Below are 20,926 nucleotides of genomic sequence, written 5' to 3'. Positions count from 1 at the left end.
CGGCGCGGGTGCGGGGGCCGGTTCCCTGCGGACCGCATCGCGCACGCCTGTGACCGCACGCCCGGCGTGCTGAACGGGTGAGCGTCAGTCGCCGTCCTCGAGGCGGAATCCGACCTTGAGGCCGACCTGGTAGTGCTCGATCTGCCCGTCGACGATGTGCCCGCGGACCTGCGTCACCTCGAACCAGTCGAGGCCCCGCAGGGTCTGCGACGCCCGCGAGATCCCGTTCCGGATGGCCTGGTCGACACCGTCGGTGGACGTGCCGACGATCTCGGTGACTCGGTAGGTGTGGTTCGACATGGGTGTCGCGCTCCTCTCGATGCGTTCACTCCACGGTGCCCCACCAGGAGGCTTCCCGCGAGACGTCGGGCCCGGGGGCGTGCCGTCGCCCGCCGGCGAGCACCCCTGACGGTGCGACGCCGCTCGGGGCCTTCTGCCGGTCGCGCCGGATGTGCCCGGTGCCCGGTGCCTTCGTGCACCGTCGGCGATCGGTCAGGCAGCAGCCAGCTCGCAGCGGAACGCGACGACGGACTGCCGGGCCTGCCGCAGCCCGATCCGGGTGAACTCCGCTTCCAGTTCCGCCAGTTCAGTCAGAGTCGCCGCCCGTGCCCGGCCTCTGCGAGCGCGGGACTTGGCAAGGCCGAGCCGCGCCAGCGCCGTTCCCCGCGCCTCCTGCATGTCGCGGAACTCACGCAGCGCCACCGCGTAGGCCGCGCAGGCTTCTTCGTAGCGGGCGGCACGGAACAGCACGTTGCCGCGCATCTTGTGGTTGTAGGCCAGCGCGCCCGCCAGCTCCAGCTCCCGGCAGACGGCCTCCGCCTCGGTGAGCAGGTCGAGCGCCCGGGCCGTCTCGCCGCGCAGGGACAGCACGTCCGCCATCCCGCGCAGCGACCACGCCCTGCCCCGCGCGTCATCCGCCTCGGCCGCGATCCCTGCGCATTCGGTGAACAGCTCAAGGGCCTTTCCGTGCTCGCCCGTGTTCCGGTGCATCTGGGCTATGCCGGACATCGCCCACACCATGTGGCGTGCCTCGCCGTGGGCCCGCGCCTGCTGGAGGAGCTGCTCGTGCAGGTCGGCGACGGCGGCGTAGTCCCCCTGTATCCGTCCCGTCTCCGCGAGCCCGGCGAGCGCGTAACCGTGCGCGAGACGCTCGCCACAGGCGTCGGCGAAGGCGACGGCCGCGGAGAGCAGCCGGCGGGCGAGCGGCAGTGTGCCGCACTGACGGGCGAGCGTCCCGCCGCTCCACAGCGCCCACGCCATCCCCGCCGTGTCGCCGGCCTGCCGTGCGCAACGGTAACTGTCGCGCCAGGCGGCCCGCGCCTGCGCCGCCCGCCCCAGGCGCCGGTTGGCCTCGGCGAGCGCCAGCGCGGCACGGGCTCTCTCCAGGTCGGTGCCCGCGTCGCGGTGCGCACGCTCCGCTGTGGCGAGAACTTCGTCGTAGGAGGAGTTCACGCTGAGAGCCGCACCGAGATCGCCCTGGTACTCGGGAGCGAATGCCTTGCCGTACATGTCGAAGTGGCCTCCTGACCGTGGGGGGTTCGATCAAGAAGCTATGAGGCGCAGGGGGTTCGGCGGATCAGCCTCCCTATGTGTCTTCGGGTAGCCCCGAAGTGCTACGCCGGGAGGACCGGTCATCATCCAGTCGTAGGGGGCGCCGAGGTGTCCGGGACTTGACCGGACCATTGGTTCAGACCAAAATCCAGCCAACACGCCCGTGCGAGCGCCGTGCGCTTTCCCCCCACGTCGGGTCCATCCTCCATGCCCACGCTGAAGGTGACCTACGTGAAGAACCGCTGGTACGGCCTGCCCACCGCGCTCGTGTGCGCCATGACGCTCAGCGGCTGCGGGGTCCTCCCGGGTGGTTCGGAGAAGAGCACCGTCGACATCTGGCTGATGCAGGACAGCGTCTCCGAGGAGTTCCTCGAACGTTTCACCTCCGAGTACGAGAAGCAGCACCCGTCCGTCGATCTGCGGGTGACCGTCCAGGAGTGGACGGGCATCGGCAAGAAGGTCACGGAGGCGATCAAGAGCGACGACGCCCCCGAGGTCATAGAGGTGGGCAACACTCAGGTCGCCCAGTACGCGCAGAGCGACGGACTGCGCGACCTGACCCTCGAGGCCGTTCGCGACCTCGGCAACGAGGAATGGCTGCCGGGCCTCGCGGAGCCCGGCAGCATCAACGGCTCCCAGTACGGCATCCCCTGGTACGCCGCCAACCGCGTCGTCATCTACAACAAGGAACTGTTCGCCGAGGCGGGCATCACCGAGCCGCCGCGGGACCGGGCCGAGTGGCTGGAGATCTCCGAGAAGCTCGACGGTGGCGGCCGGCAGGGTATCTACCTGTCGGGCCAGGACTGGTACACCCTTGCCGGCTTCATCTGGGAGGACGGCGGAGAGCTGGCCGTCGAGAGGGGTGGCAACTGGGAGGGCGCGCTCCACACCGGGGCGGCCCTGCGCGGCATGGACTTCTACAAGCGGCTCCAGTCGCACGGCGACGGGCCCAAGGACGCCGACGAAGTCACACCGCCCCAGGCCGAGGTCTTCGCGAAGGGCGACGTTGCCCAGATCATCGCGGTGCCGAGCGCGGTGCCTCTCATCGAGAAGGCCAGCCCCGCACTCAAGGGGAAGCTCGGCTTCTTCCCGGTGCCGGGGAAGACGTCAGAGGCGCCGGGCGCCGTCTTCATCGGAGGCTCGGACCTCATCGTGCCCGAGAACGCACGTGAGAGATCCGCCGGCGTGGAGGTCGTCAAGGCACTCGCGAGCGAGGAGTGGCAGACCGAACTCGCTCTGACGATGAACTACGTGCCCAACAAGACCACCCTCGCAGGTGTCATCGAGGACAACGAGGGCACCGCCGCGATGGCCGCCGGCGCCGCGCGCGGCCGGGCCACGCCCAACTCCCCCCAGTGGGCCGACGTCGAGGCCGACAACCCGATCAAGCCCTACATGACGGCAGTCCTCCAGGGTCAGGACCCCGCCCGCGCGGCCCGAGCCGCCTCCGCCAGGATCACGGCGGCGCTGACCCCCTGACCGGGAGGGCCCGGGCCGATCACGAGGGGTGAGCCGTCGCGCGGGGAGGCCCGGCGGCCCGGTCGGGCGGGACGGGGCACGGGCGGGGAAGGGCCGCGCGCGGGAAGCCGCGGGCGGCATTGCCCGGCATTCAGCGTTCTCACATCCGCTCTCCGCCGGGCGGTCATGTCGAATCCAGTCGGCCACGGAAGAAACAAGGAGTTGGGCCGCCGCACCCGCGGTCCGCCCCTCCCTCCGGCCCAGGAGACCGCCATGCCAGCATCGCCGCTCGTCCTCCCCGCCCCGCTGCCCGCTCAGGCGCATGCCCAGGCCCCCGCCCCCGCCCCCGCCGCGGGCGACGAGCCCCGCTACGTCGTCTCGCTCGCCCGCGACCAGGAAGAGGTACGTGCCGCGCAGCGTCTGCGTCACCAGGTGTTCGCCGGGGAGATGGGTGCCCGGCTCGACGGACCGGAGCCGGGCCTCGACACCGACGCGTTCGACGCCTACTGCGACCACCTGCTCGTCCGCGAGGCGGAGACCGGCGAGGTGGTCGGCACCTACCGGCTGCTCCCGCCGGAGCGCGCCCGGATCGCCGGACGCCTCTACTCCGAGGGCGAATTCGACCTGACCCGGCTCGGCCCCATCCGTGACGACCTCGTCGAGGTGGGCCGCTCCTGTGTCCATCCCCTGCACCGCAACGGCGCCGTGATCGCTCTCATCTGGGCGGGTCTGGCCCGCTACATGACCCGTACCGGCCACAACTGGCTGGCCGGCTGCTGCTCCCTCCCCCTCGCCGACGGCGGCACCCTCGCGGCGGCGACCTGGGACACCGTCCGGACCAAGCACCTCGCCCCCGAGGAGTACTGGGTCACGCCGCACAAGCTCTGGAACGCCGACACCGCAGCCCGCCCCGCCGCACGCACCGAGCTGCCGCCGCTGCTGCGCGGCTACATCCGGCTCGGCGCGTGGGTGTGCGGCGCTCCTGCCCACGACCCCGAGTTCAATGTCGCCGATCTCTACGTTCTGCTGTCGCTGCGCCGCACCAACCCCCGCTACCTGCGGCACTTCCTCTCCCTCGCACCGGTGCGATGAGCGTCTGGCTGCCCACCGCCCCCTGCACGCCCGAGGAGTGCGCCACCCACCACGGATCCGTGTCCGGCCCGGCCGTCATGGGCCTGCGACTGCTGACGGGCCTCGCGGCCGTCACCGTCGGCGTACTGCTCGCCCCCGTGGCGGCGCTGCTCGGCCGGCTCTTCGGCACCGTGTTCCGGCACCGGCTGACCCGCTGCTGGTCGCGCGCCGTGCTGCGCGCCTTCGGCGTGCGGGTACGGGTGCGGGTCATCGGCGTGCCCCACGACCGCAGGGCCGCGCTGGTCGTGGCCAACCACATCTCCTGGTTGGACATCCCTCTGGTGGCCGCTGTGCTGCCCGGCCGGATGCTCGCCAAGAGCGAGGTCCGCGGCTGGCCGGTCCTCGGCCCGCTCGCGGCCCTCGGCGGAACCCTCTTCGTGGAACGGGACCGGCTGCGCACCCTGCCCGGCACCGTGGCGTCGATGGCGGCAGCGCTGCGCGGCGGCGCCCGCGTGGTCGTCTTCCCCGAGGGCTCCACCTGGTGCGGCCGCGGCCAGGGCCCGTTCCGTCATGCGGCCTTCCAGGCGGCCCTGGACGCGGGTGCCGCCGTCCAGCCGGTACACATCACCTATCTGCCGACCGGCGCGGCGGCGTTCGTCGGCGACGACCCGCTGCTCGCGTCCCTGCGCCGGGTGGCGGCGGCCGGCGGGCTCACCGCGGAGATCCGGCTGCTGCCGCCGATCCTCCCCGGTGCCTTCCCCGACCGCCGCTCACTTGCCCGGGCGGCTCAGCTCGCCGTCGCGAGGGAGAGCGCGAACCGCCCTTCCCCGTCGGTCCACCAGTGCGTCAGATCCATGCCGACCTCGGCGAGTTCTTTGCGCACACCGTCCTGACGGAACTTCGCGGACACCTCTGTGCGCAGTTCCTCGCCCGCCTCGAACGGCACCACCAGATCCAGTTCGGGAATCTTGACCGTCAGGGCCGAGCGTGCCCGCAGCCGCATCTCGATCCACTCGTTGTCGTGGTCCCACAGCGCCACATGCTCGAAGTCGCCGGGATCGACGTCCGCGTCCAGCTCCCGCGCCAGCACGGCGAGCACGTTCTTGTTGAACGCGGCCGTCACCCCCGCCGCATCGTCGTAGGCGCGGACCAGCACCGACTCGTCCTTCACCAGGTCCGTCCCCAGCAGCAGGAAGTCGCCCGGATCCAGCAGGGCGCGCACCGACCGCAGGAACACGGTCCGCTCGGCCGGCAGCAGATTGCCGATCGTGCCGCCGAGGAAGGCGACGAGCCGCGGCCCGGGCGTGCCCGGCAGGGCCAGCCCCCGGGTGAAGTCGGCGATCAGGGCGTGCACGTTCAGCTCCGGCCGTTCGGCGAGCAGCGTCTCGGCCGCGCCCGTGAGCGCGCTCTCGCTCACGTCCACCGGTACGTAACTGTGCAGTCCGGGCAACGCGTCCAGCAGGTAACGGGTCTTCTCCGACGATCCGGACCCGAGCTCCACGAGGGTGCGCGCCCGGGTCGCCGCCGCGATCTCCGGTGCCCTGGCGGCCAGGATCTCCCGCTCCGCTCGGGTCGGGTAGTACTCGGGAAGCCGGGTGATCTCCTCGAAGAGTTCACTGCCCCGGGCGTCGTAGAACCACTTGGGCGGCAGGGACTTCGGCGTGCGGGTCAGGCCGTGCAGCACATCGGCCCTCAGCGCGGCGTCCGTCGCGTCCTCGGGCAGGGTACGGGTCAGCAGGAACGGGCTCACTGGGTCGGCTCCTTGAGCTCGGTCAGCAGGACGTCGGCGCGCGTCGCGATGAGCACGGTGCGATCGGGCGCCTCCTGCCAGAGGGGATCGTCGTCGTACGGTTCGGAGGCCACGACCGTGCGCCGGCCGGGTTCGGTCAGATACCAGAGGGTGTCGCCCCAAGCGGTCGCGGCGATCGTCGTGCCGTCCGTCAGGAGCAGGTTCAGCCGGGATTCCGGCGCCGCCCCGGCCGTGTCGCGGACGGTGTCGGCGAGGGCCTGACCGAGGCTGTCACCCGCGCGCAGCCGGTGCAGCACCAGCGCCCACAGCAGGGCGGAGTCGTTGCGCGCCTCCATCGACAGCAGCTCGTCCGCGGGCAGCGCCGCGGCGAGCGCGCCCATCGAGGCGGGCCACCCCCGCACCGCGCCGTTGTGGCTGAACAGCCACGGCCCCGCGGCGAAGGGCGCCGCCGCCGCCTCGCCGTCCGCGCCGGGCGCGGTCGCGTCGCGTACGGCCGCGAGCACGGCGGTGCTGCGCACCACGCGGGCCAGGTCCGTGAACGACAGATCGGCCCAGATCGGCCCCGCACGCCGGTATCTGGCCGGCACGGGATCGCCCTCCGCGTACCAGCCGACCCCGAAACCGTCGGCGTTGACGGTGCCGTACCGCTGCCGGCGCGGCTCCCAGGCCTGGTGCAGCAGGCCGTGCGCCGGCTCGACCAGCAGAGCGCCGAGTGGCTCCGGCGGTCCGAGTGCCGCGATATGACGACACATCAGATCATGCTCCCTTCGGGACCGGCGTAGGAATCCGGACGACCGTGAACCTCCGGGCCGGCGTCCACTTCCGCATCCCGCGCCGTGCGGAAGCCGGCGAAGATCTGGCGGCGCACCGGAAGGTCCCAGTTCCGGAAGGTGCCACGGCAGGCCACCTTGTCCACCGCGAACGAACCGCCGCGCAGCACCTTGTGCTCGCTGCCGAAGAACACCTCCGAGTACTCCCGGTACGGGAACGCCGCGAAGCCCGGGTAGGGCAGGAAGTCGCTCGAGGTCCACTCCCACACGTCGCCGATCAACTGCCGTACGCCCAGCGGCGACGCGCCGTCCGGATAGCTGCCCGCCGCCGCGGGCCGCAGATGACGCTGGCCGAGATTGGCGTGCGACGAGGTCGGCTCCTCGTCGCCCCACGGATAGCGGCGGTCCGTGCCGGTCCGCGGATCGTGCCGGGCGGCCTTCTCCCACTCGGCCTCCGTGGGCAGCCTGCGCCCCGCCCAGCGGGCGTAGGCATCCGCCTCGTACCAGCTGACGTGCAGGACCGGCTCCTGCGGCGGCACCTCCTCCACCACGCCGAAGCGACGGCGCAGCCACACTCCGCCCTCCCGCCGCCAGAACAGCGGTGCCCCGATGCCGTGCTGCCTGATCTGGTCCCAGCCCTCGTCGGCCCACCAGAGCCGCTCCCGGTAGCCGCCGTCCTCGATGAACGCCTGGTACTCGCCGCAGGTCACCGGAACCGTGTCGATGTGGAAGGCCGGCACGATCCGCCGGTGCGCGGGCCGTTCGTTGTCCAGCGCCCACGGCTCGGTGGACGTGCCCATGGTGAACTCACCGCCGGGGATCAGCACCTCGCGCGGCAGCGGTCCGCGGTCATGGACAGGCGGCTCGGGGGCCGAGAGCGCGGCGGGCCCCTTCCTCAGCTGATGGGTGATCAACATCGTTTCGTCGTGCTGCTGCTCGTGCTGGGCGATCATCCCGAAGGCGAAACCCGCGTCGACCAGCGGGCCGCCCTCGAGCGGCGTCCGCTCCAGGATGTCCAGCACCCGGCCGCGGACGTCGGAGGCGTAGACGCGGGCCTCGGCGGGGGGCAGCAGCGGCAGGGTGGGGCGCTTCGACCGGGGATGCTCGAACGCGTCGTAGAGGGAGTCGATCTCGGGCCGCAGCGGCTCCCCTCCGCCCACCGTGCGCAGCAGCCACTGCTCCTCCTGATTGCCGATATGGGCCAGGTCCCATACCAACGGCGACATCAACGGGGAGTGCTGAGCGGTCAGTTCGGGGTCGTCGACGCACGAAGTGAGAGCGGCGGTGCGGCGGCGGGCCCGGGTCAGCGCATCGAGAGCCTGACGGCGCAGTTCGTCGGTCATGTGCCAAGGTCCTTCACCATGGAGGGGATGCGCAGATCGTCGGCGGGGGATCGCCCCCGCAGTACGTGGCGCTCGTTGAAGTCGGCGACCGCGTCGCGCACCGGCGTGGACGCACCCAGGCGCTCGAGTGCCTCCAGCGCGGCGGCGAAGCATGTCATGGCCGCGGCGTGCAGCTCCTGATCGGCCAGACCGTGCCGCGCGGCCGCCACCCACAGCGGGTTGCGCGGCGCGGCGGGAGAACCTCCCGTGTACTCGGCGAGCGGCTTGACGGCGCGGTACGCCGTCTCCGCCGCTTCCGGATCGTCGAACAGCGCGGCGGTCACCGCGAGCGGCACCATCCAGCCGTCCTCCCCGGGCTGCGCGTCGATCATGCGCAACTCGAGATGACCCCGGGGACGTACGGGCGGGAACAGCGTCGTGAGGTGGTAGCGGAGGTCCTCGACGGTCGCCGTCCTCGGCGCGCCGGAGCGCAGCCAGTTCCGGAACGTCAGCCCGTCCGGCAGCGTCCAGGGCCCCTCAGGCATGCGCACGCACATCACGGGCGCGTCCAGCGCATGCGCGGTCCACGCGGAACGCGGCTCCGTGTCCAGGGGCGGCGCCATGGGACGTACGGGGTCGAGCATGTTCCACACCGCCTGGCGCGTGGAACGCCAGCCGGTCGGACGGCCCTGCATCACAGGGGAGTTGGCGAAGGCGGCCAGCAACACCGCCCCGACCAGGTGGGCGAGGCGCCAGCGACGGCCGTGACCGAGCGGCCCCGGCTCTTCCTCTCCCGCGTCGACACAGACCTGGATGGAGGCGGAACTGCACATCATGCTGCGGCCGAAGGGGCCGGACCGGTCGAAGTACGACTCCATCGCGGCATAGCGCGGTTCTTGGAGCACGCGGCGGGGCGGATGCCAGGGATCGAGGCCCAGGCCGTTGAGAGTGAGGCCTGCCGGTCGGAGCGCTTCTCTTACGGTGTCCAGGTCGGCGGCTGTGGAGTCGATGCACTCCATCAGGGAGGCGGCGGGCTGCGAGCTGAGTTCCAGCTGGCCGCCGGGCTCGAAGGTCAGAGCGGAGTTCAGGGTCAGGGCGCGTACGTCGTCGAAGGCGGCCTCGAGGCGGTCGGGTGCCACGCGTATCTCGGGCCGCTCACGTTCATGGACCAGCCACTCAAGTTCCACACCCAGGGTGCGGGGCGGGCCGGTCTTGAAGCAGATACATCGGAGCAGGTCCTCGGCATCGTCCTCGGATATCGGACGGCCGAAGTCGCCCGTATCAGGTGGGTGCATGATCGGCTCCTCCAGTCGAAGGGTCTCTGTCAACCTAAGGCCACAGCCGCCGGTTCGCACAAGAATGCCTCTGAGGAGCGAAAATGTGTTTGCCGCCGCCACCTGCGGTTCCCGAAGATGTCGGACATGAGCGCACGACTGCGGGGGATCGCCAGACAGACCGAGGAGATCGTCGAGGAGGGGGTGTACCGGCTTCCGGACGGACGCGAGGTGCGCATCGGCGAGGGAATCGCCGCCGCCCTCGCGGGCACCCGGATGTACGGCCCCGAACCCGTGGCGGTGACACCGGACACCGACCGCGCCACCGCCTTCCAGGTCACCGGCGAGAGCAGCACAGAGGCGGCCCGCAGGCTCACGGCCGCGGCACCGGAAGCCGTTGCCGTCCTGAACTTCGCCTCCGCCCGCAACCCGGGCGGCGGCTATCTCAACGGGGCACAGGCACAGGAGGAGGCACTGTGCCGCTCCTCCGCCCTGTACGCCACGCTGCTGCGGGCCCCCGGGTTCTACGAGCACCATCGTGCGGAACGCAGCGTGTTCTACACCGATCGGGTCATTCACTCACCGGGTGTGCCCGTCTTCCGCGACGACCGCGGCCGTCTGCTCCAGCAGCCGTACGCGGTCGGCTTCCTCACGTCGCCCGCGCCCAATGCCGGAGTCGTCGCACGCCGCACGCCCGACGAGGCGCACCGCATCCCCGCCGCGCTCGCCTCGCGTGCGGAACGGGTCCTTGAGACGGCCGCGGCATGCGGATACCGCCGACTCGTACTCGGCGCCTGGGGCTGCGGGGTCTTCCAGAACGACCCGGCCGCGGTGGCCGGAGCGTTCCACGCCCTGTTGACCGGGGGCGGACGGTTCGCCGGCCACTTCGACGAGATCGTGTTCGCCGTGCTGGACCGGGCCGGCACCTCGCCGACACTTGCCGCGTTCCGCCGGACCTTCGCGGACCAGGTTCTCGGCGACCGGGTCCTGTGAGGTATGCCGCGATCGGATCTTGGTGACCGGTGCCGAGCGGCCGGGGCTCAGCCCCAGCCGTAGCGCTCACGCAGCCGCTGCACGACCCGGTCGAAGCGCGGCCGGTCCAGCGCGCACGCCTCGCGGCGCATCCCCGCCTCGTGCACGCGCAGGACGCGGTCGAGATCGACCCACGACTCGCGCCCGGCGGCGTCCCACGACCCGACGCCGATCGGCACCCACTCGCGGTCGTCGTCGTGGCGCTTGCTCGACAGCTGCACGGCCAGCAGCGTCCCCGCCGCCTCGCGTGCCACCACCAGCACCGGGCGGTCCTTGCCACGGCCGTCGTTCTCCTCGAACGGCACCCAGGTCCACACGATCTCGCCCGGATCGGGATCGCCGTCGCGCGCCGGGGCGTACGAAGTGCGCACCGGCCCGACCCGCAGGGGATCGGCCTCGGTCGTGGCCGCAGGGCCGGACCTGCCGGGCAGATCCGCTGTGCTGCCGAAGGGCACGGAGCCGTGCGGGCGGTGACCGGAGGAGGCGGAGGAGAACGTCATCGGGCCACCGTAGTCCCCGTGGGCGACATGCGGGCGGGGCGGTGGGTGTCTAGCGTCGCCTCCATGAGCACACAACCGCAGCGGTTCGGGATCCTCGTGATCCCCGAACACGTCCAAGGACACGACACCGCCCTGCTCAGCCAGGACGCCATCCGCGCCGCGGTCGTGGACGCCACCGGCGAGCTGGGCGCGTCCGGCTTCCCGCGCTACGTGGGCGACGGTGTGGAGGTCGACATCGACCCGGAGACACGGGCGGTGGAGGCACTGCTGGTGGACGGCGCGGAACTGTCGCTGGGGCTGGTGGCGAAGGTGGTCGACGCGGACGAGCTGTAGCGGCCCACGGCCGCATTCTCACCCCCGACGAACGGCCGTGGGCGCGTTTGCCGGGCACCAGCCCCGCAAACGCGCCCACGGTACGTCCCTGCCCGATCGGAGAGCCCTCGGGTCGGGATCAGGCCCCGGGCCCGGCGCCGTCAGACGCGGCAGCCCCCTTCTGGGCTTCTTCGATCGACTTGCGGACCTCGTCCATGTCCAGCGCGCGAGCCTGCCCGATGACATCCTCGAGCGACGCCTCGGGCAGTGCGCCGGGCTGGGCGAAGACGGCGACGTTGTCACGCACGATCATCAGGGTGGGGATGGAGCGGATCTCGAAAGCCGCGGCGAGCTCCTGCTGGGCCTCGGTGTCCACCTTCGCGAACACCAGATCGGTGTGGCGCTCCGACGCACCCTCGAAGACCGGCGCGAACTGGCGGCAGGGACCACACCAGGAAGCCCAGAAATCGATCAGGACGAAATCGCTGTCGGTCACGACCTGATCGAAGTTTTCCTTGGTGAGCTCAACGGTGCTCATGACGTGCTACCTCTTCCTGATGTCCGGCGGACTCGCCCCGCACAACGGTGCCCGGGGCCGTGCTATTCCTGCCCCTGCCCATGTGGCCAGGACGCACACCCCGGATCAGACTGGCTCTATGACTCGAGCTGTGGAGTACGACGTCGTGGTGCTGGGGGCGGGCCCCGTCGGGGAGAACGTGGCGGACCGGACCAGAGCGGCGGGTCTGAGCACCGCGGTGGTGGAGAGCGAACTCATCGGCGGTGAATGCTCCTACTGGGCCTGCATGCCCAGCAAGGCGCTGCTGCGCCCGGTGATCGCGCGAGCAGACGCCCGCAGACTGCCCGGCCTCAACGGCGCGGTGCAGGGGCCCCTCGACACCCAGGCCGTACTGGCCCGGCGCGACGAGCAGACCTCGCACTGGAAGGACGACGGCCAGGTGGGCTGGCTCGACTCCATCGGCGCACGTGTGTACCGCGGCCGCGGCGTTCTGCACGGCGCCAGGAAGGTGACGGTGCACGGCCCGGAGGGCGAGCACCACACGCTCACCGCCCGGCATGCCGTCGTGGTGAGCACCGGCAGCCGCGCCGTCCTGCCCGACATCCCCGGTCTCGCCGGCGCCGGTGCGTGGACGAGCCGCGAGGCCACGAGCGCCCGCGAGGCGCCCGGGCGGCTGGCCGTCGTCGGCGGGGGAGTGGTCGGCGTCGAGATGGCCACCGCCTGGCAGGCACTGGGCTCACAAGTGACCCTGCTCGTACGCGGTCCCGGGCTGCTGCCCCGGATGGAACCGTTCGTCGGCGAACACGTCGCCGAAGCCCTCACGGAAGCCGGCGCCACGATCCGGACCGACACCGCAGTGACCGCCGTCGAACGCCAGGGCGGCGCCGGCTCCGGACCCGTCACGCTCGTCCTCGGCGACGGCGAACGCATCGAGGCCGACGAGGTGCTCATCGCCACGGGACGCGCACCGCGTACCGAGGCCATCGGACTGGAAACCGTGGGACTGGAGCCGGGCTCATGGCTGACGGTCGACGACAGCTGCCGCGTGAAAGGCGTCGACTGGCTCTACGCGGTCGGCGACGTCAACCACCGCGCGCTGCTGACACATCAGGGCAAGTACCAGGCGCGTATCGCCGGAGCCGCCATCGCGGCCAGGGCACAGCACGTACCGCTGCTGGAGAGCGACCGCTGGGGTGCGCACAGCGCGACGGCCGACCACGACGCCGTGCCGCAGGTCGTGTTCACCGACCCCGAGGCCGCGGCCGTGGGGCTGTCGCTCGCCGAGGCGGAACGGGCCGGGCACCGGGTCCGTGCCGTCGACTACGACCTGGCGTCGGTCGCAGGCGCCGGACTCTACGCGGAGAACTACCGCGGTCACGCCCGCATGGTCGTCGACCTGGACCGGGAGATCCTGCTCGGCGTCACCTTCGTCGGCTCCGGCGTCGGCGAACTGCTGCACTCCGCCACGATCGCGGTCGCCGGGGAGGTGCCGATCGAACGGCTGTGGCACGCGGTCCCCTCGTACCCGACGATCAGTGAGATCTGGCTGCGGCTGCTGGAGACCTACCGGGAGGGATGACCCGGCGGCCGCGGCCCGCGGGGCGGGAGCAGCGCTCCCGCCCCGCAGGCGCTCGCTGCCGGAGGGCATGTGAGCGGCATGGCCTCGTCGACGGTGCCGGGCGACCGACCAGCGGTGCCCGCGCCGGTGAGGGCACTGCCGGTGTCATGGCCTTCATGCGATCGGTCCGTGGCACTCGGCCCTCGTCATGTGCCGGCGTGGAGGGGGAGCGCGGCTCGGGTGTGCAGCCGCGGAGCATCTCGAGGTGTTAGAAAGGTCAGTGTGGTCACACGTTCCGACCGATCCCGGAGAGCACCGGGCCGGTCACTGACCGACAAGCATCCCCGGAGCCTCGCCGGACAGGTCTTCGCCCTGCAGGTGGCTGTGGCGGTGCTGCTCGTGGCGATCGCGGTGCTGGCGCTCGTGCTTCAGTCCCGACACGACAGCAACGTGGAGGCGAGGCGCCGTTCCATCGCCGTCGCAGAGACGTTTGCGAACTCGCCGGGTGTCCTGGCCGCGCTGAAGACCCCCGATCCCTCCAAGGAGCTCCAGCCTCTCACCGAGGAGGCGCGGAAGGCGGCCGAGGTCGACTTCATCGTGGTGATGGACACGAAGGGGATCCGCTACACGCATCCCCAGCCGGACCGGATCGGGAAGAGGTTCGTCGGCACCATCGAGCCCTCGGTGGCCGGCCGCGTGTACACGGAGAGCGTCGACGGCCCGCTCGGCCACGAGGTACAGGCAGTCGTTCCCGTCCGCGACCGCCAGGGCAAAGTCGTGGCCCTGGTGTCCGCCGGCTTGAAGGTCAAGAACGTGACCAACGTGGTGGAGCGACAGCTGCCGATCATCTTCGGCGCCGGAGCCGCCGCGCTCGGCATGGCCACGGTCGGGACGGCGCTCGTTGCCAGGCGACTACGGCGGCAGACCCACCGCCTGGGCCCGGCCGAGATGACCCGCATGTACGAGCATCACGACGCAGTGCTGCACGCAGTCCGCGAAGGCGTGCTCATCGTCGACACCGACGGTCGGCTTCTGCTGGCGAACGACGAGGCCAGACGGCTGCTGGAGTTGCCCCCCGACGCCGAGGGCCGGCCCGTCTCGGAGCTGCACAACCTCGACCCCGGCACGGCTGAGCTGCTGACGTCGGGCCGCCTGGCCGTGGACGAGGTGCATCCGGCGGGGGAGCGGTCGCTTGCCGTGAACCAACGGCCCACGGATCGCCACGGTGGCCCCAAAGGGACGGTCGCGACCTTGCGTGACTCCACGGAGCTGCGGGCGCTGTCCGGCAAGGCGGAGAGCGCCCGCGAGCGGCTGAGACTCCTCTACGACGCCGGTCTTGGCATCGGTACCACTCTCGACGTGGTGCGCACGGCCGAGGAGCTGGCGAAGGTCGCGGTCCCCCGGTTCGCCGACTTCGCCACCGTCGATCTCGCCGACCCGGTACTGCGTGGGGAGGAGCCGACCGGTACGGGGACGCACATGCGCCGCACCGCCGTCCACGGCATCAGGGACGACCATCCCCTCTACGAACTCGACCGCCTGATCTACTTCCTCCCCTCCACACCCCAGGCACGGGGTTTCGGCAGCGGCAGGTCGGAGCTGGTGCCCGACCTGTCCACCGCGACCGGCTGGCACGCCCAGGACCCGGAGCGGACACGGCTGATCGTCGACTACGGCATCCATTCGCTCATCACGGTGCCCCTCAAGGCGCGGGGCGTCGTCCTCGGCATCGCCAACTTCTGGCGCTCGGAGGAGCCTCAGCCGTTCGACGAGGACGACCTGTCCCTGGCCGAGGAACTGGTCGCGCGGGCGGCGGTCAGCATCGACAACGCCCGCCGCTACACCCGTGAGCACACCCTGGCCGTGACCCTGCAGCGCAGCCTGCTGCCGCGTGCCCTGCCCAAGCAGGGCGCACTGGACGTCGCCCACCGCTACGAGCCCGCGCTCTCCGGCGTGAGCGGCGACTGGTTCGATGTGATCCCGCTGCCGGGCAGCCGCGTGGCACTGGTCGTCGGCGATGTCGTCGGCCACGGCCTGCACGCGGCCGCCACGATGGGACGTCTGCGCACGGCAGTACAGAACTTCTCCACACTCGACCTGCCGCCCGACGAGATCCTCAGCCACCTCGACGACCTCGTGGAGCGCATCGACCATGAGGAGTCGGAGGAGGACGCCGGTGCGGGGGTCATGGGTGCCACCTGCCTGTACGCGATCTACGATCCCGTCTCCCGCCACTGCGCCATGGCCCGGGCCGGACACCCCCTGCCCGCACTGGTCCACCCTGACGGAAGCGTGACGTTCCCCGAGCTGCCGTCCGGGCCGCCCCTTGGCCTCGGCGGTATGCCCTTCGAGACCGCTGAACTGGAACTGGCGGAGGGAACGCAACTCGTCCTCTACACCGACGGGCTCATCGAGGACCGCACCCGGGACATCGACGTCGGGATCGAGATGCTGCGTCAGGCACTGGCGTCCCATCCCGACCGGCCGCCGGAGGCGAGCTGCCAGGCCGTGCTCGACGCGCTCCTGCCCGACCGGCCGAAGGACGACGTGGCGCTCCTCATCGCCCGGACACGGGCGATCCGCGCCGACCACGTCGCCGGCTGGGACATGCCGTTCGATCCCGCCGCCGTGGCAGGGATGCGTGCCGCCGTGGCCCAGAAGCTGGACGACTGGGGTCTGTCCGAGCTCGCGTTCGCCATGGAGTTGGTGATCAGCGAGCTGCTCACCAACGCCATCCGCTACGGCTCCGCGCCGGTCACGATGCGACTGCTGCGCGACCGCACCCTGACCTGCGAGGTGGCCGACGGAAGCAGCACTGCGCCCCATCTGCGGTACGCGGCCACGACGGACGAAGGAGGCCGCGGCCTGTTCCTCATCGCGCAAATGGCCGAACGCTGGGGCACGCGCTACACCCCCCAGGGGAAGGTCATCTGGGCGGAGCTGGCGCTGCCACGATCCGACGGGAAGGCGGACGGCGCAGGGTGGTTCGACGCCCTCGACGCCCTCGACGCTGAACTCTAGGGCCTCTCGTTCGGATCATGCCGGGCTCGCGGGCCCTCCAAACGGAAGACCCTGGCTGCCAGGCCGGCAGCGGCTCACGGAGCAAGGAGAGCCAGTCGGTGCTGACCCGGCCCGACTCGTCCGCGGAGAAGACCTCGGGGCGGGCTTGCGGGGGACGACCGTGGCGGCGGGCGGCGTGCCGTGCGTTGGGCCGTGGTGAGGATCGGGCAGGGGCCGTTCGGGGGAAGGCGGGTGTCGTGTGCGGCGGCGGGCGGCGGGGCTCGTACGTTGTGCTGGCATGACGCACTCATCGGATGCCGGCGCCTCCCGCCACACCCGCCGCACCGCGCTCGCCGGTCTCGTCGGCGGCGTGGGCGCCCTGATGACCACCGGTTGCAACGCCCAGAACGCCTCGTCCGCGCAGGCGCCGACCCCCAGCGGTACGGCGTCGGGTGCCCGGGCGCAGGGACCCGCGCCGGGCGCCATGACGCTCTTCAGGGACCCGGCGTTCAACTTCAACGGGCTGATGGCGTTGGGGGGTTCCGGCGCCGGCGCCGGCGAGGTGGGCGAGGTGCTCACCGCCGTCAACAGCATCAACAAGGCCGGTCTCTCCGCGCAGAGTTACGTCGAGACCTTCAAGAAACTCGGCGACCGGCTCATGGACGCCCCCGAGGGCAGCAAGCCGGACCGGGAGACCGAGCGCTTCCGCGCTCTGCGGGCGGCACAGTACTACGCCCAGGCGCTGTTCTTCGTACTCGGTTCCGACACCCCGGGCAACGAGAAGCAGATGTACGAGGCCGGGCGCGGCGCCTGGGACAGGTTCTGCAAGCTGACCGACCCGGCGCCGGTGACGGCGAACGTACGTTACGGCAACACCCCCATGCCCGTCTGGTTCTTCCGTCCGGAGGGCTCCGGCGGGAGACGCCCGACCGTGATCCTCACGAACGGCAGCGACGGTCAGAACGTCGACATGTGGACCTACGGAGTCCAGGCCGCCCTCGCGCGCGGCTGGAACGCCCTGGTGTACGACGGGCCCGGCCAGGGCCAGTTGCTCTTCGTCGACCAAGTGATCTTCTCCCCTCGCTGGGAGCAGGTCGTCACCCCACTCGTCGACTGGCTGGTCGCCCGCCCGGACGTCGACCCAGACAAGATCGCACTGACCGGGCTGAGCATGGCCGGTGACCTGGCGCCTCGGGCCGCGGCCTTCGAGAAGCGCATCGCCGCGCTGGTGGCCATGCCGGGTTGCCTGGTCCCGTGGCTCGGTTTTCCGCCCGAGGTCCGGCAGATCCTCACCCCGAGCAAAGCGGAGACGAACAACATCTGGAACAAGGAGGTCGCTCCCGAACTTCCTCCGGCCGATGCCGCGACGCTGCGGAAGCGGATGGAGCCCTTCTCCATCCCGGCCATGCTCGACGCCCGCGAAGGAAAGACGTTCACCGACTTCTACACTCCCGCGAGGCGCATCCAGGCGCTCGACATCACGAACGTCGTCGGCCGCATCACCATGCCGACACTGGTCCTGGACTACGAGTTCGAGCAGTTCTACCCCGGCCAGGCACGCCAGATGTTCGACAAGCTGACCTCGCCCAAGGACTACGTCAAACTCACCGCGGCCCAGGGGGCGCAGCTGCACTGCTCCCCGATGGCCCCGCAGCTGCACTGCGAGGTCGTCTTCGACTGGCTGCAGGAGACGCTGTCCGGGAACTGACCCCGGCGGAGCGGCCCTCGTTCACGGGAGTGGGCATCGTCCCACGGGGGCCGCCGAACCGCAGTGATCGCCGTCGGGCATGCTGACCCGGTGACCGTGCTCTCCGGCTTCCTGCCCATCTGGGCGATCACCGCGGTCGGCTGGGCGGCCGGCCGCTTCGACGTACTCGGAAAGCACGCCCAGACCGTGCTGGGCCGGTTCGCCTTCGCGTTCGCCATGCCGGCGCTGCTGTTCCTGACACTGTCCCGAGCGCAGGTGTCCGACCTGGTCGCCCCCGGCGTGGCCGTGTTCGCCGCCAGTGTCGTCATCGTGCTCGGGCTCGGCCTGCTGCTCGGGCGCTGGGTGTTCCACCGCAAACGGGCCGACCGGGCCATCGGCGCCATGGCGGGCGCCTATGTGAACTCCGCCAACCTCGGTATCCCGGTGGCCGTGCACGTCCTCGGCGACGCGTCGTTCGCGGTCGCGGCGGCGCTGTTCCAGACGCTGTTCGTCACCCCCCTGATCCTGGTGCTGATGGACCTCGACGCGGGGCGCGCCGACGGCACGCGCCGGCGCCGCATCCTGTCGCTGCCGTTGCGCAACCCGATCATCGCGGCCTCGGCCGCCGGGGTGGCCGTGGCCGCACTCGAGCTGCGGTTGCCGGAGACGGTGATCTCGCCCGTCCAGATGCTCGGCGGCGCCGCCGTCCCCGCGGCGCTGTTCGCGCTCGGCATGTCCCTGAACACCCGCACGGGGCCGGCCACAGGGCCCGCCACGGCATCAGCCACCGAAGCTGCCGGGCAGCTTCACCGCGGGCGCGCCGAACGGCGGGTCCTGGTCACCCTCAAAACGGTCGTGCAACCATTGCTCGCCTACGCCCTGGCCCGCTGGGTCTTCGGCATGGAGGGCCACGACCTGCTCGCGGTCGTGCTGTGCGCGGGCCTGCCGACGGCCCAGAACGCGTTCATCTTCGCCTCCCAGTACCGGCTCGACACCACCCTCGCCCGGGACACCGTGCTGCTGTCCACCCTGCTCTCCATGGGGTCGCTGTCCCTGATCACGTGGTTGCTCGCGTGACCGCCGCCCGCCGCCGGTCCGGTCCGGCCCGCTACTCGCCCGCCCTCGCCTGCTCGCCCGTCATCGCCGCTGCCATCCGCAGATGCGGTGCCGCTGCGTCCGGCCGGCCCTGCCGTTCGAGCGTGCGGCCGAGCATCAGGCGTGCGTAGTGCTCCACCGGATCGCACTCCAGCACGGCCAGAAGCTCGCTCTCCGCCTTGCGCAGCTGCGCCGAGTGGTAGTACGCGCGGGCCAGCAGAAGCCGCGGGCCCACTGCCCCGGGGGCTTCGGATACCAGACCGTCCAGGATGCGCGCCGCCGTGACGTACTCCTTGGCGTCGAAGAACATCCGCGCCCGGTCCCAGCGCTCGGCGGACGTGCCGAACTCGTAATAACTCCCGTTCACATGTGCTCCTTCCCGGCCCGTTCCCGGTCCCGTGCCGTCCTGTGCCTGCCGACCGTTGCGAACGCGGCAACGGTGCCGGGCATTCCGCCGCGGGAAGCCGCTGCCCGACCCGCCCGCCCGCGGCGCGCAGGAACTAGGTTGTGCGGTATGAGCAATCTCGATCGTCAGGCCACCCCCTCCGTGTGCGGTGGTCGGGGCTTTGTCGTCGCCGAGCCCGTCCGTGAGCTTCTCAGCCCCCGTCGGGTCCAGCTCGGCGAGTCCACCGAGGTCCGCCGGCTGCTGCCCAACCTCGGTCGACGCATGGTGGGAGCCTGGGCCTTCGTCGACCACTACGGTCCGGACGACATCGCCGACGAGCCCGGCATGCAGGTGCCGCCACACCCGCACATGGGTCTGCAGACCGTCAGTTGGCTGCACGAAGGCGAAGTCCTGCACCGGGACAGCACAGGTTCACTGGCGACCATCCGCCCCCGTGAGCTGGGCCTGATGACCTCGGGCCGTGCGATCAGCCACTCCGAGGAAAGTCCCCGGCCGCACGCCCGTTTCCTGCACGGCGCCCAGCTGTGGGTGGCCCTGCCCGGAGCCCACCGCGACGTCGACCCCCACTTCCAGCACCACACCGACCTCCCGGCCGTCACCGCCCCCGGCCTGACCGCCACGGTCGTTCTCGGCACCCTCGACGGCGCGGCCTCGCCCGGCTCGACGTACACCCCGATCGTGGGCGCGGACCTCGCTCTCGCCGCCGGTGCCGAAGCGATGCTGCCCCTCGATCCGGACTTCGAGTACGCGGTGCTCTCCATGTCGGGCGAGGCCCACGTCGACGGCGTCCCCGTGCTCCCCGGCTCGATGCTCTACCTCGGCTGCGGCCGCTCCCAACTTCCTCTGCGCGCCGAGTCCGACGCCGGACTGATGCTGCTGGGCGGCGAGCCGTTCGAGGAGGAAATCGTGATGTGGTGGAATTTCATCGGCCGGTCCCACGAGGAGATCGAGGCGGCCCGCACGGACTGGATGGAGAGCACCCGCTTCGGCGAGGTGAAGGGCTACGACGGCGGGCGGCTGCCCGCCCCGGCACTGCCGCCGGTGGCGCTGAAACCGCGGGGACGGGTGCGCTGACCTGGGGTGATGAGAGAAGGCTGGTCGCCCTGCCGAGCGGGGTACGTGGTGCCCCAGCTCCTGCGCGAGCTCCGCTTCGGCGACGACCTTCTCGGGCTCGACGAGGACGACCCGCGCCCGCGGCGGGACTGGCCCATTTGGCAGGGGATCGCGGCGGATGAGGCGTGGACCAGGGGAGCAGCCGAGAGCGTGTGCGGCGCCGGGCTTCCGGGACCGCGGTGTCGCGGACGCCTTCGACCGGCTCGAGAACCGGCTCCAGGCCATCGAGCGGGACACCGATGTGGCCTGAGTGGACAACCAGGAGGCCGATCACAGTAGGTGAGCGGACGGGCCGACCGCATCGCAAAGAGGACCCAGCCTGTCCTAGATCCCTCATAGCGTCCCGTCCATGAGCCATGAAGACACGTCAGCATCCACGTTCCGCTATTCGGCTGTCACCTTCGACTGCCCTGATCCAGCCGAGCTGGCCCACTTCTACGGAATGGCCCTCGGCCTGCCTGTGGTCTTCTCCACCGACGATTTCATCCTGCTCGGCCAAGAGGGAGCTGC

General features: G+C 71.3%; 20 protein-coding genes and 1 pseudogene. 12 read left to right on the top strand and 9 right to left on the bottom strand.

Features of this window, described 5'->3' with window-relative positions; translation table 11 throughout:
* Positions 1-84: 84 nt before the first annotated feature.
* On the bottom strand, positions 85-300 hold the full coding sequence (locus tag ABZ070_RS10765) for a dodecin (protein WP_356632148.1): 216 nt from the start codon (positions 298-300) through the stop codon (positions 85-87).
* 192 nt (positions 301-492) lie between these two features.
* Positions 493-1,509 carry a tetratricopeptide repeat protein gene (locus ABZ070_RS10760; protein WP_356632146.1) on the bottom strand — a complete coding sequence of 339 codons (1,017 nt, stop codon included), beginning with the start codon at positions 1,507-1,509 and terminating at the stop codon, positions 493-495.
* 249 nt (positions 1,510-1,758) lie between these two features.
* On the opposite strand from ABZ070_RS10760, the gene ABZ070_RS10755 reads away from it, so the two are divergent.
* From ABZ070_RS10755 to ABZ070_RS10745, 3 genes are all read left to right on the top strand, one after another.
* Complete coding sequence (locus ABZ070_RS10755) at positions 1,759-3,030, top strand: extracellular solute-binding protein (protein WP_356632144.1); 1,272 nt, start codon at positions 1,759-1,761, stop codon at positions 3,028-3,030.
* 252 nt (positions 3,031-3,282) lie between these two features.
* The gene (locus ABZ070_RS10750; RefSeq protein ID WP_356632142.1) at positions 3,283-4,101 is read left to right on the top strand and encodes a GNAT family N-acyltransferase; all 819 of its coding nucleotides are present in this window, start codon (positions 3,283-3,285) and stop codon (positions 4,099-4,101) included.
* Positions 4,098-4,973, top strand: a complete 876-nt coding sequence (locus tag ABZ070_RS10745; RefSeq protein ID WP_356632140.1) for a lysophospholipid acyltransferase family protein — start codon at positions 4,098-4,100, stop codon at positions 4,971-4,973. The genes ABZ070_RS10750 and ABZ070_RS10745 overlap by 4 nt, the downstream gene beginning before the upstream one ends.
* Here the strand turns inward: ABZ070_RS10745 and egtD are convergent.
* Genes egtD through egtA form a run of 4 tightly spaced genes read right to left on the bottom strand, consistent with a single transcriptional unit; the run spans position 4,868 to position 9,217 of the window.
* On the bottom strand, positions 4,868-5,830 hold the full coding sequence (egtD, locus tag ABZ070_RS10740) for an L-histidine N(alpha)-methyltransferase (protein WP_356632138.1): 963 nt from the start codon (positions 5,828-5,830) through the stop codon (positions 4,868-4,870). The genes ABZ070_RS10745 and egtD overlap by 106 nt on opposite strands.
* Positions 5,827-6,582 (bottom strand): ergothioneine biosynthesis protein EgtC, encoded by a 756-nt coding sequence (egtC, locus tag ABZ070_RS10735; protein WP_356632136.1) that lies wholly within the window; start codon positions 6,580-6,582, stop codon positions 5,827-5,829. Before egtC ends, egtD begins: the two co-directional genes overlap by 4 nt.
* Positions 6,582-7,943 carry an ergothioneine biosynthesis protein EgtB gene (egtB, locus tag ABZ070_RS10730; protein ID WP_356632134.1) on the bottom strand — a complete coding sequence of 454 codons (1,362 nt, stop codon included), beginning with the start codon at positions 7,941-7,943 and terminating at the stop codon, positions 6,582-6,584. Before egtB ends, egtC begins: the two co-directional genes overlap by 1 nt.
* The gene (gene egtA, locus ABZ070_RS10725; protein WP_356632132.1) at positions 7,940-9,217 is read right to left on the bottom strand and encodes an ergothioneine biosynthesis glutamate--cysteine ligase EgtA; all 1,278 of its coding nucleotides are present in this window, start codon (positions 9,215-9,217) and stop codon (positions 7,940-7,942) included. Before egtA ends, egtB begins: the two co-directional genes overlap by 4 nt.
* Positions 9,218-9,343: 126 nt before the next feature.
* Here egtA and ABZ070_RS10720 point away from each other — a divergent pair, with 126 nt between their 5' ends.
* Entirely contained in the window at positions 9,344-10,189 is an 846-nt protein-coding gene (locus ABZ070_RS10720; protein ID WP_356632130.1) for a TIGR02452 family protein, read from the top strand.
* Between the two features lie 47 nt (positions 10,190-10,236).
* Here ABZ070_RS10720 and ABZ070_RS10715 read toward each other — a convergent pair whose 3' ends face one another.
* Entirely contained in the window at positions 10,237-10,728 is a 492-nt protein-coding gene (locus tag ABZ070_RS10715; protein ID WP_356632128.1) for a type II toxin-antitoxin system PemK/MazF family toxin, read from the bottom strand.
* Between the two features lie 63 nt (positions 10,729-10,791).
* On the opposite strand from ABZ070_RS10715, the gene ABZ070_RS10710 reads away from it, so the two are divergent.
* A complete protein-coding gene (locus ABZ070_RS10710) occupies positions 10,792-11,061 on the top strand; it encodes a hypothetical protein (protein WP_356632126.1) in 270 nt (89 codons plus the stop codon).
* Positions 11,062-11,179: 118 nt separating this feature from the next.
* Here ABZ070_RS10710 and trxA read toward each other — a convergent pair whose 3' ends face one another.
* Positions 11,180-11,578: a thioredoxin gene (trxA, locus tag ABZ070_RS10705; RefSeq protein ID WP_356632124.1), complete on the bottom strand. Its 399-nt coding sequence runs from the start codon at positions 11,576-11,578 to the stop codon at positions 11,180-11,182.
* A gap of 118 nt (positions 11,579-11,696) precedes the next feature.
* Here trxA and ABZ070_RS10700 point away from each other — a divergent pair, with 118 nt between their 5' ends.
* The 4 genes from ABZ070_RS10700 to ABZ070_RS10685 all read left to right on the top strand — a co-directional run bounded on the left by ABZ070_RS10700 (position 11,697) and on the right by ABZ070_RS10685 (position 18,879).
* Entirely contained in the window at positions 11,697-13,136 is a 1,440-nt protein-coding gene (locus ABZ070_RS10700; protein ID WP_356632122.1) for an NAD(P)/FAD-dependent oxidoreductase, read from the top strand.
* A gap of 306 nt (positions 13,137-13,442) precedes the next feature.
* Complete coding sequence (locus tag ABZ070_RS10695; protein WP_356632198.1) at positions 13,443-16,136, top strand: SpoIIE family protein phosphatase; 2,694 nt, start codon at positions 13,443-13,445, stop codon at positions 16,134-16,136.
* Between the two features lie 277 nt (positions 16,137-16,413).
* The gene (locus tag ABZ070_RS10690; RefSeq protein ID WP_356632120.1) at positions 16,414-17,823 is read left to right on the top strand and encodes an alpha/beta hydrolase; all 1,410 of its coding nucleotides are present in this window, start codon (positions 16,414-16,416) and stop codon (positions 17,821-17,823) included.
* Positions 17,824-17,913: 90 nt separating this feature from the next.
* Positions 17,914-18,879, top strand: a complete 966-nt coding sequence (locus tag ABZ070_RS10685; RefSeq protein ID WP_356632118.1) for an AEC family transporter — start codon at positions 17,914-17,916, stop codon at positions 18,877-18,879.
* Positions 18,880-18,910: 31 nt separating this feature from the next.
* Here the strand turns inward: ABZ070_RS10685 and ABZ070_RS10680 are convergent, their stop codons facing one another.
* Positions 18,911-19,264 carry a tetratricopeptide repeat protein gene (locus ABZ070_RS10680; protein WP_356632116.1) on the bottom strand — a complete coding sequence of 118 codons (354 nt, stop codon included), beginning with the start codon at positions 19,262-19,264 and terminating at the stop codon, positions 18,911-18,913.
* A gap of 147 nt (positions 19,265-19,411) precedes the next feature.
* Here ABZ070_RS10680 and ABZ070_RS10675 point away from each other — a divergent pair, with 147 nt between their 5' ends.
* The 3 genes and pseudogenes from ABZ070_RS10675 to ABZ070_RS10665 all read left to right on the top strand — a co-directional run.
* Positions 19,412-20,377: a pirin family protein gene (locus ABZ070_RS10675; RefSeq protein ID WP_356632114.1), complete on the top strand. Its 966-nt coding sequence runs from the start codon at positions 19,412-19,414 to the stop codon at positions 20,375-20,377.
* A 157-nt stretch (positions 20,378-20,534) separates the two neighbouring features.
* The gene (locus tag ABZ070_RS10670) at positions 20,535-20,666 is read left to right on the top strand and encodes a hypothetical protein (protein ID WP_356632112.1); all 132 of its coding nucleotides are present in this window, start codon (positions 20,535-20,537) and stop codon (positions 20,664-20,666) included.
* A 99-nt stretch (positions 20,667-20,765) separates the two neighbouring features.
* Positions 20,766-20,926: pseudogene (locus ABZ070_RS10665) on the top strand (VOC family protein); the annotation flags it as partial.

The organism is Streptomyces sp. NPDC006283, assembly GCF_040613325.1.
In the GTDB taxonomy this organism is placed as follows: Bacteria; Actinomycetota; Actinomycetes; order Streptomycetales; family Streptomycetaceae; genus Streptomyces.
Note: the sequence above shows the minus strand (reverse complement) of the source record. Positions and strands in the feature narration are given on the sequence as shown.

What these genes read in the sequence shown, in the direction of transcription:
- ABZ070_RS10765 (WP_356632148.1), bottom strand. Translation starts at nt 300, where the DNA reads ATGTCGAACCACACCTACCGAGTCACCGAGATCGTCGGCACGTCCACC.
- ABZ070_RS10760 (WP_356632146.1), bottom strand. Translation starts at nt 1,509, where the DNA reads ATGTACGGCAAGGCATTCGCTCCCGAGTACCAGGGCGATCTCGGTGCG.
- ABZ070_RS10755 (WP_356632144.1), top strand. Translation starts at nt 1,759, where the DNA reads ATGCCCACGCTGAAGGTGACCTACGTGAAGAACCGCTGGTACGGCCTG.
- ABZ070_RS10750 (WP_356632142.1), top strand. Translation starts at nt 3,283, where the DNA reads ATGCCAGCATCGCCGCTCGTCCTCCCCGCCCCGCTGCCCGCTCAGGCG.
- ABZ070_RS10745 (WP_356632140.1), top strand. Translation starts at nt 4,098, where the DNA reads ATGAGCGTCTGGCTGCCCACCGCCCCCTGCACGCCCGAGGAGTGCGCC.
- egtC (WP_356632136.1), bottom strand. Translation starts at nt 6,582, where the DNA reads ATGTGTCGTCATATCGCGGCACTCGGACCGCCGGAGCCACTCGGCGCT.
- egtB (WP_356632134.1), bottom strand. Translation starts at nt 7,943, where the DNA reads ATGACCGACGAACTGCGCCGTCAGGCTCTCGATGCGCTGACCCGGGCC.
- egtA (WP_356632132.1), bottom strand. Translation starts at nt 9,217, where the DNA reads ATGCACCCACCTGATACGGGCGACTTCGGCCGTCCGATATCCGAGGAC.
- ABZ070_RS10720 (WP_356632130.1), top strand. Translation starts at nt 9,344, where the DNA reads ATGAGCGCACGACTGCGGGGGATCGCCAGACAGACCGAGGAGATCGTC.
- ABZ070_RS10715 (WP_356632128.1), bottom strand. Translation starts at nt 10,728, where the DNA reads ATGACGTTCTCCTCCGCCTCCTCCGGTCACCGCCCGCACGGCTCCGTG.
- ABZ070_RS10710 (WP_356632126.1), top strand. Translation starts at nt 10,792, where the DNA reads ATGAGCACACAACCGCAGCGGTTCGGGATCCTCGTGATCCCCGAACAC.
- trxA (WP_356632124.1), bottom strand. Translation starts at nt 11,578, where the DNA reads ATGAGCACCGTTGAGCTCACCAAGGAAAACTTCGATCAGGTCGTGACC.
- ABZ070_RS10700 (WP_356632122.1), top strand. Translation starts at nt 11,697, where the DNA reads ATGACTCGAGCTGTGGAGTACGACGTCGTGGTGCTGGGGGCGGGCCCC.
- ABZ070_RS10690 (WP_356632120.1), top strand. Translation starts at nt 16,414, where the DNA reads ATGACGCACTCATCGGATGCCGGCGCCTCCCGCCACACCCGCCGCACC.
- ABZ070_RS10675 (WP_356632114.1), top strand. Translation starts at nt 19,412, where the DNA reads ATGAGCAATCTCGATCGTCAGGCCACCCCCTCCGTGTGCGGTGGTCGG.
- ABZ070_RS10670 (WP_356632112.1), top strand. Translation starts at nt 20,535, where the DNA reads ATGAGGCGTGGACCAGGGGAGCAGCCGAGAGCGTGTGCGGCGCCGGGC.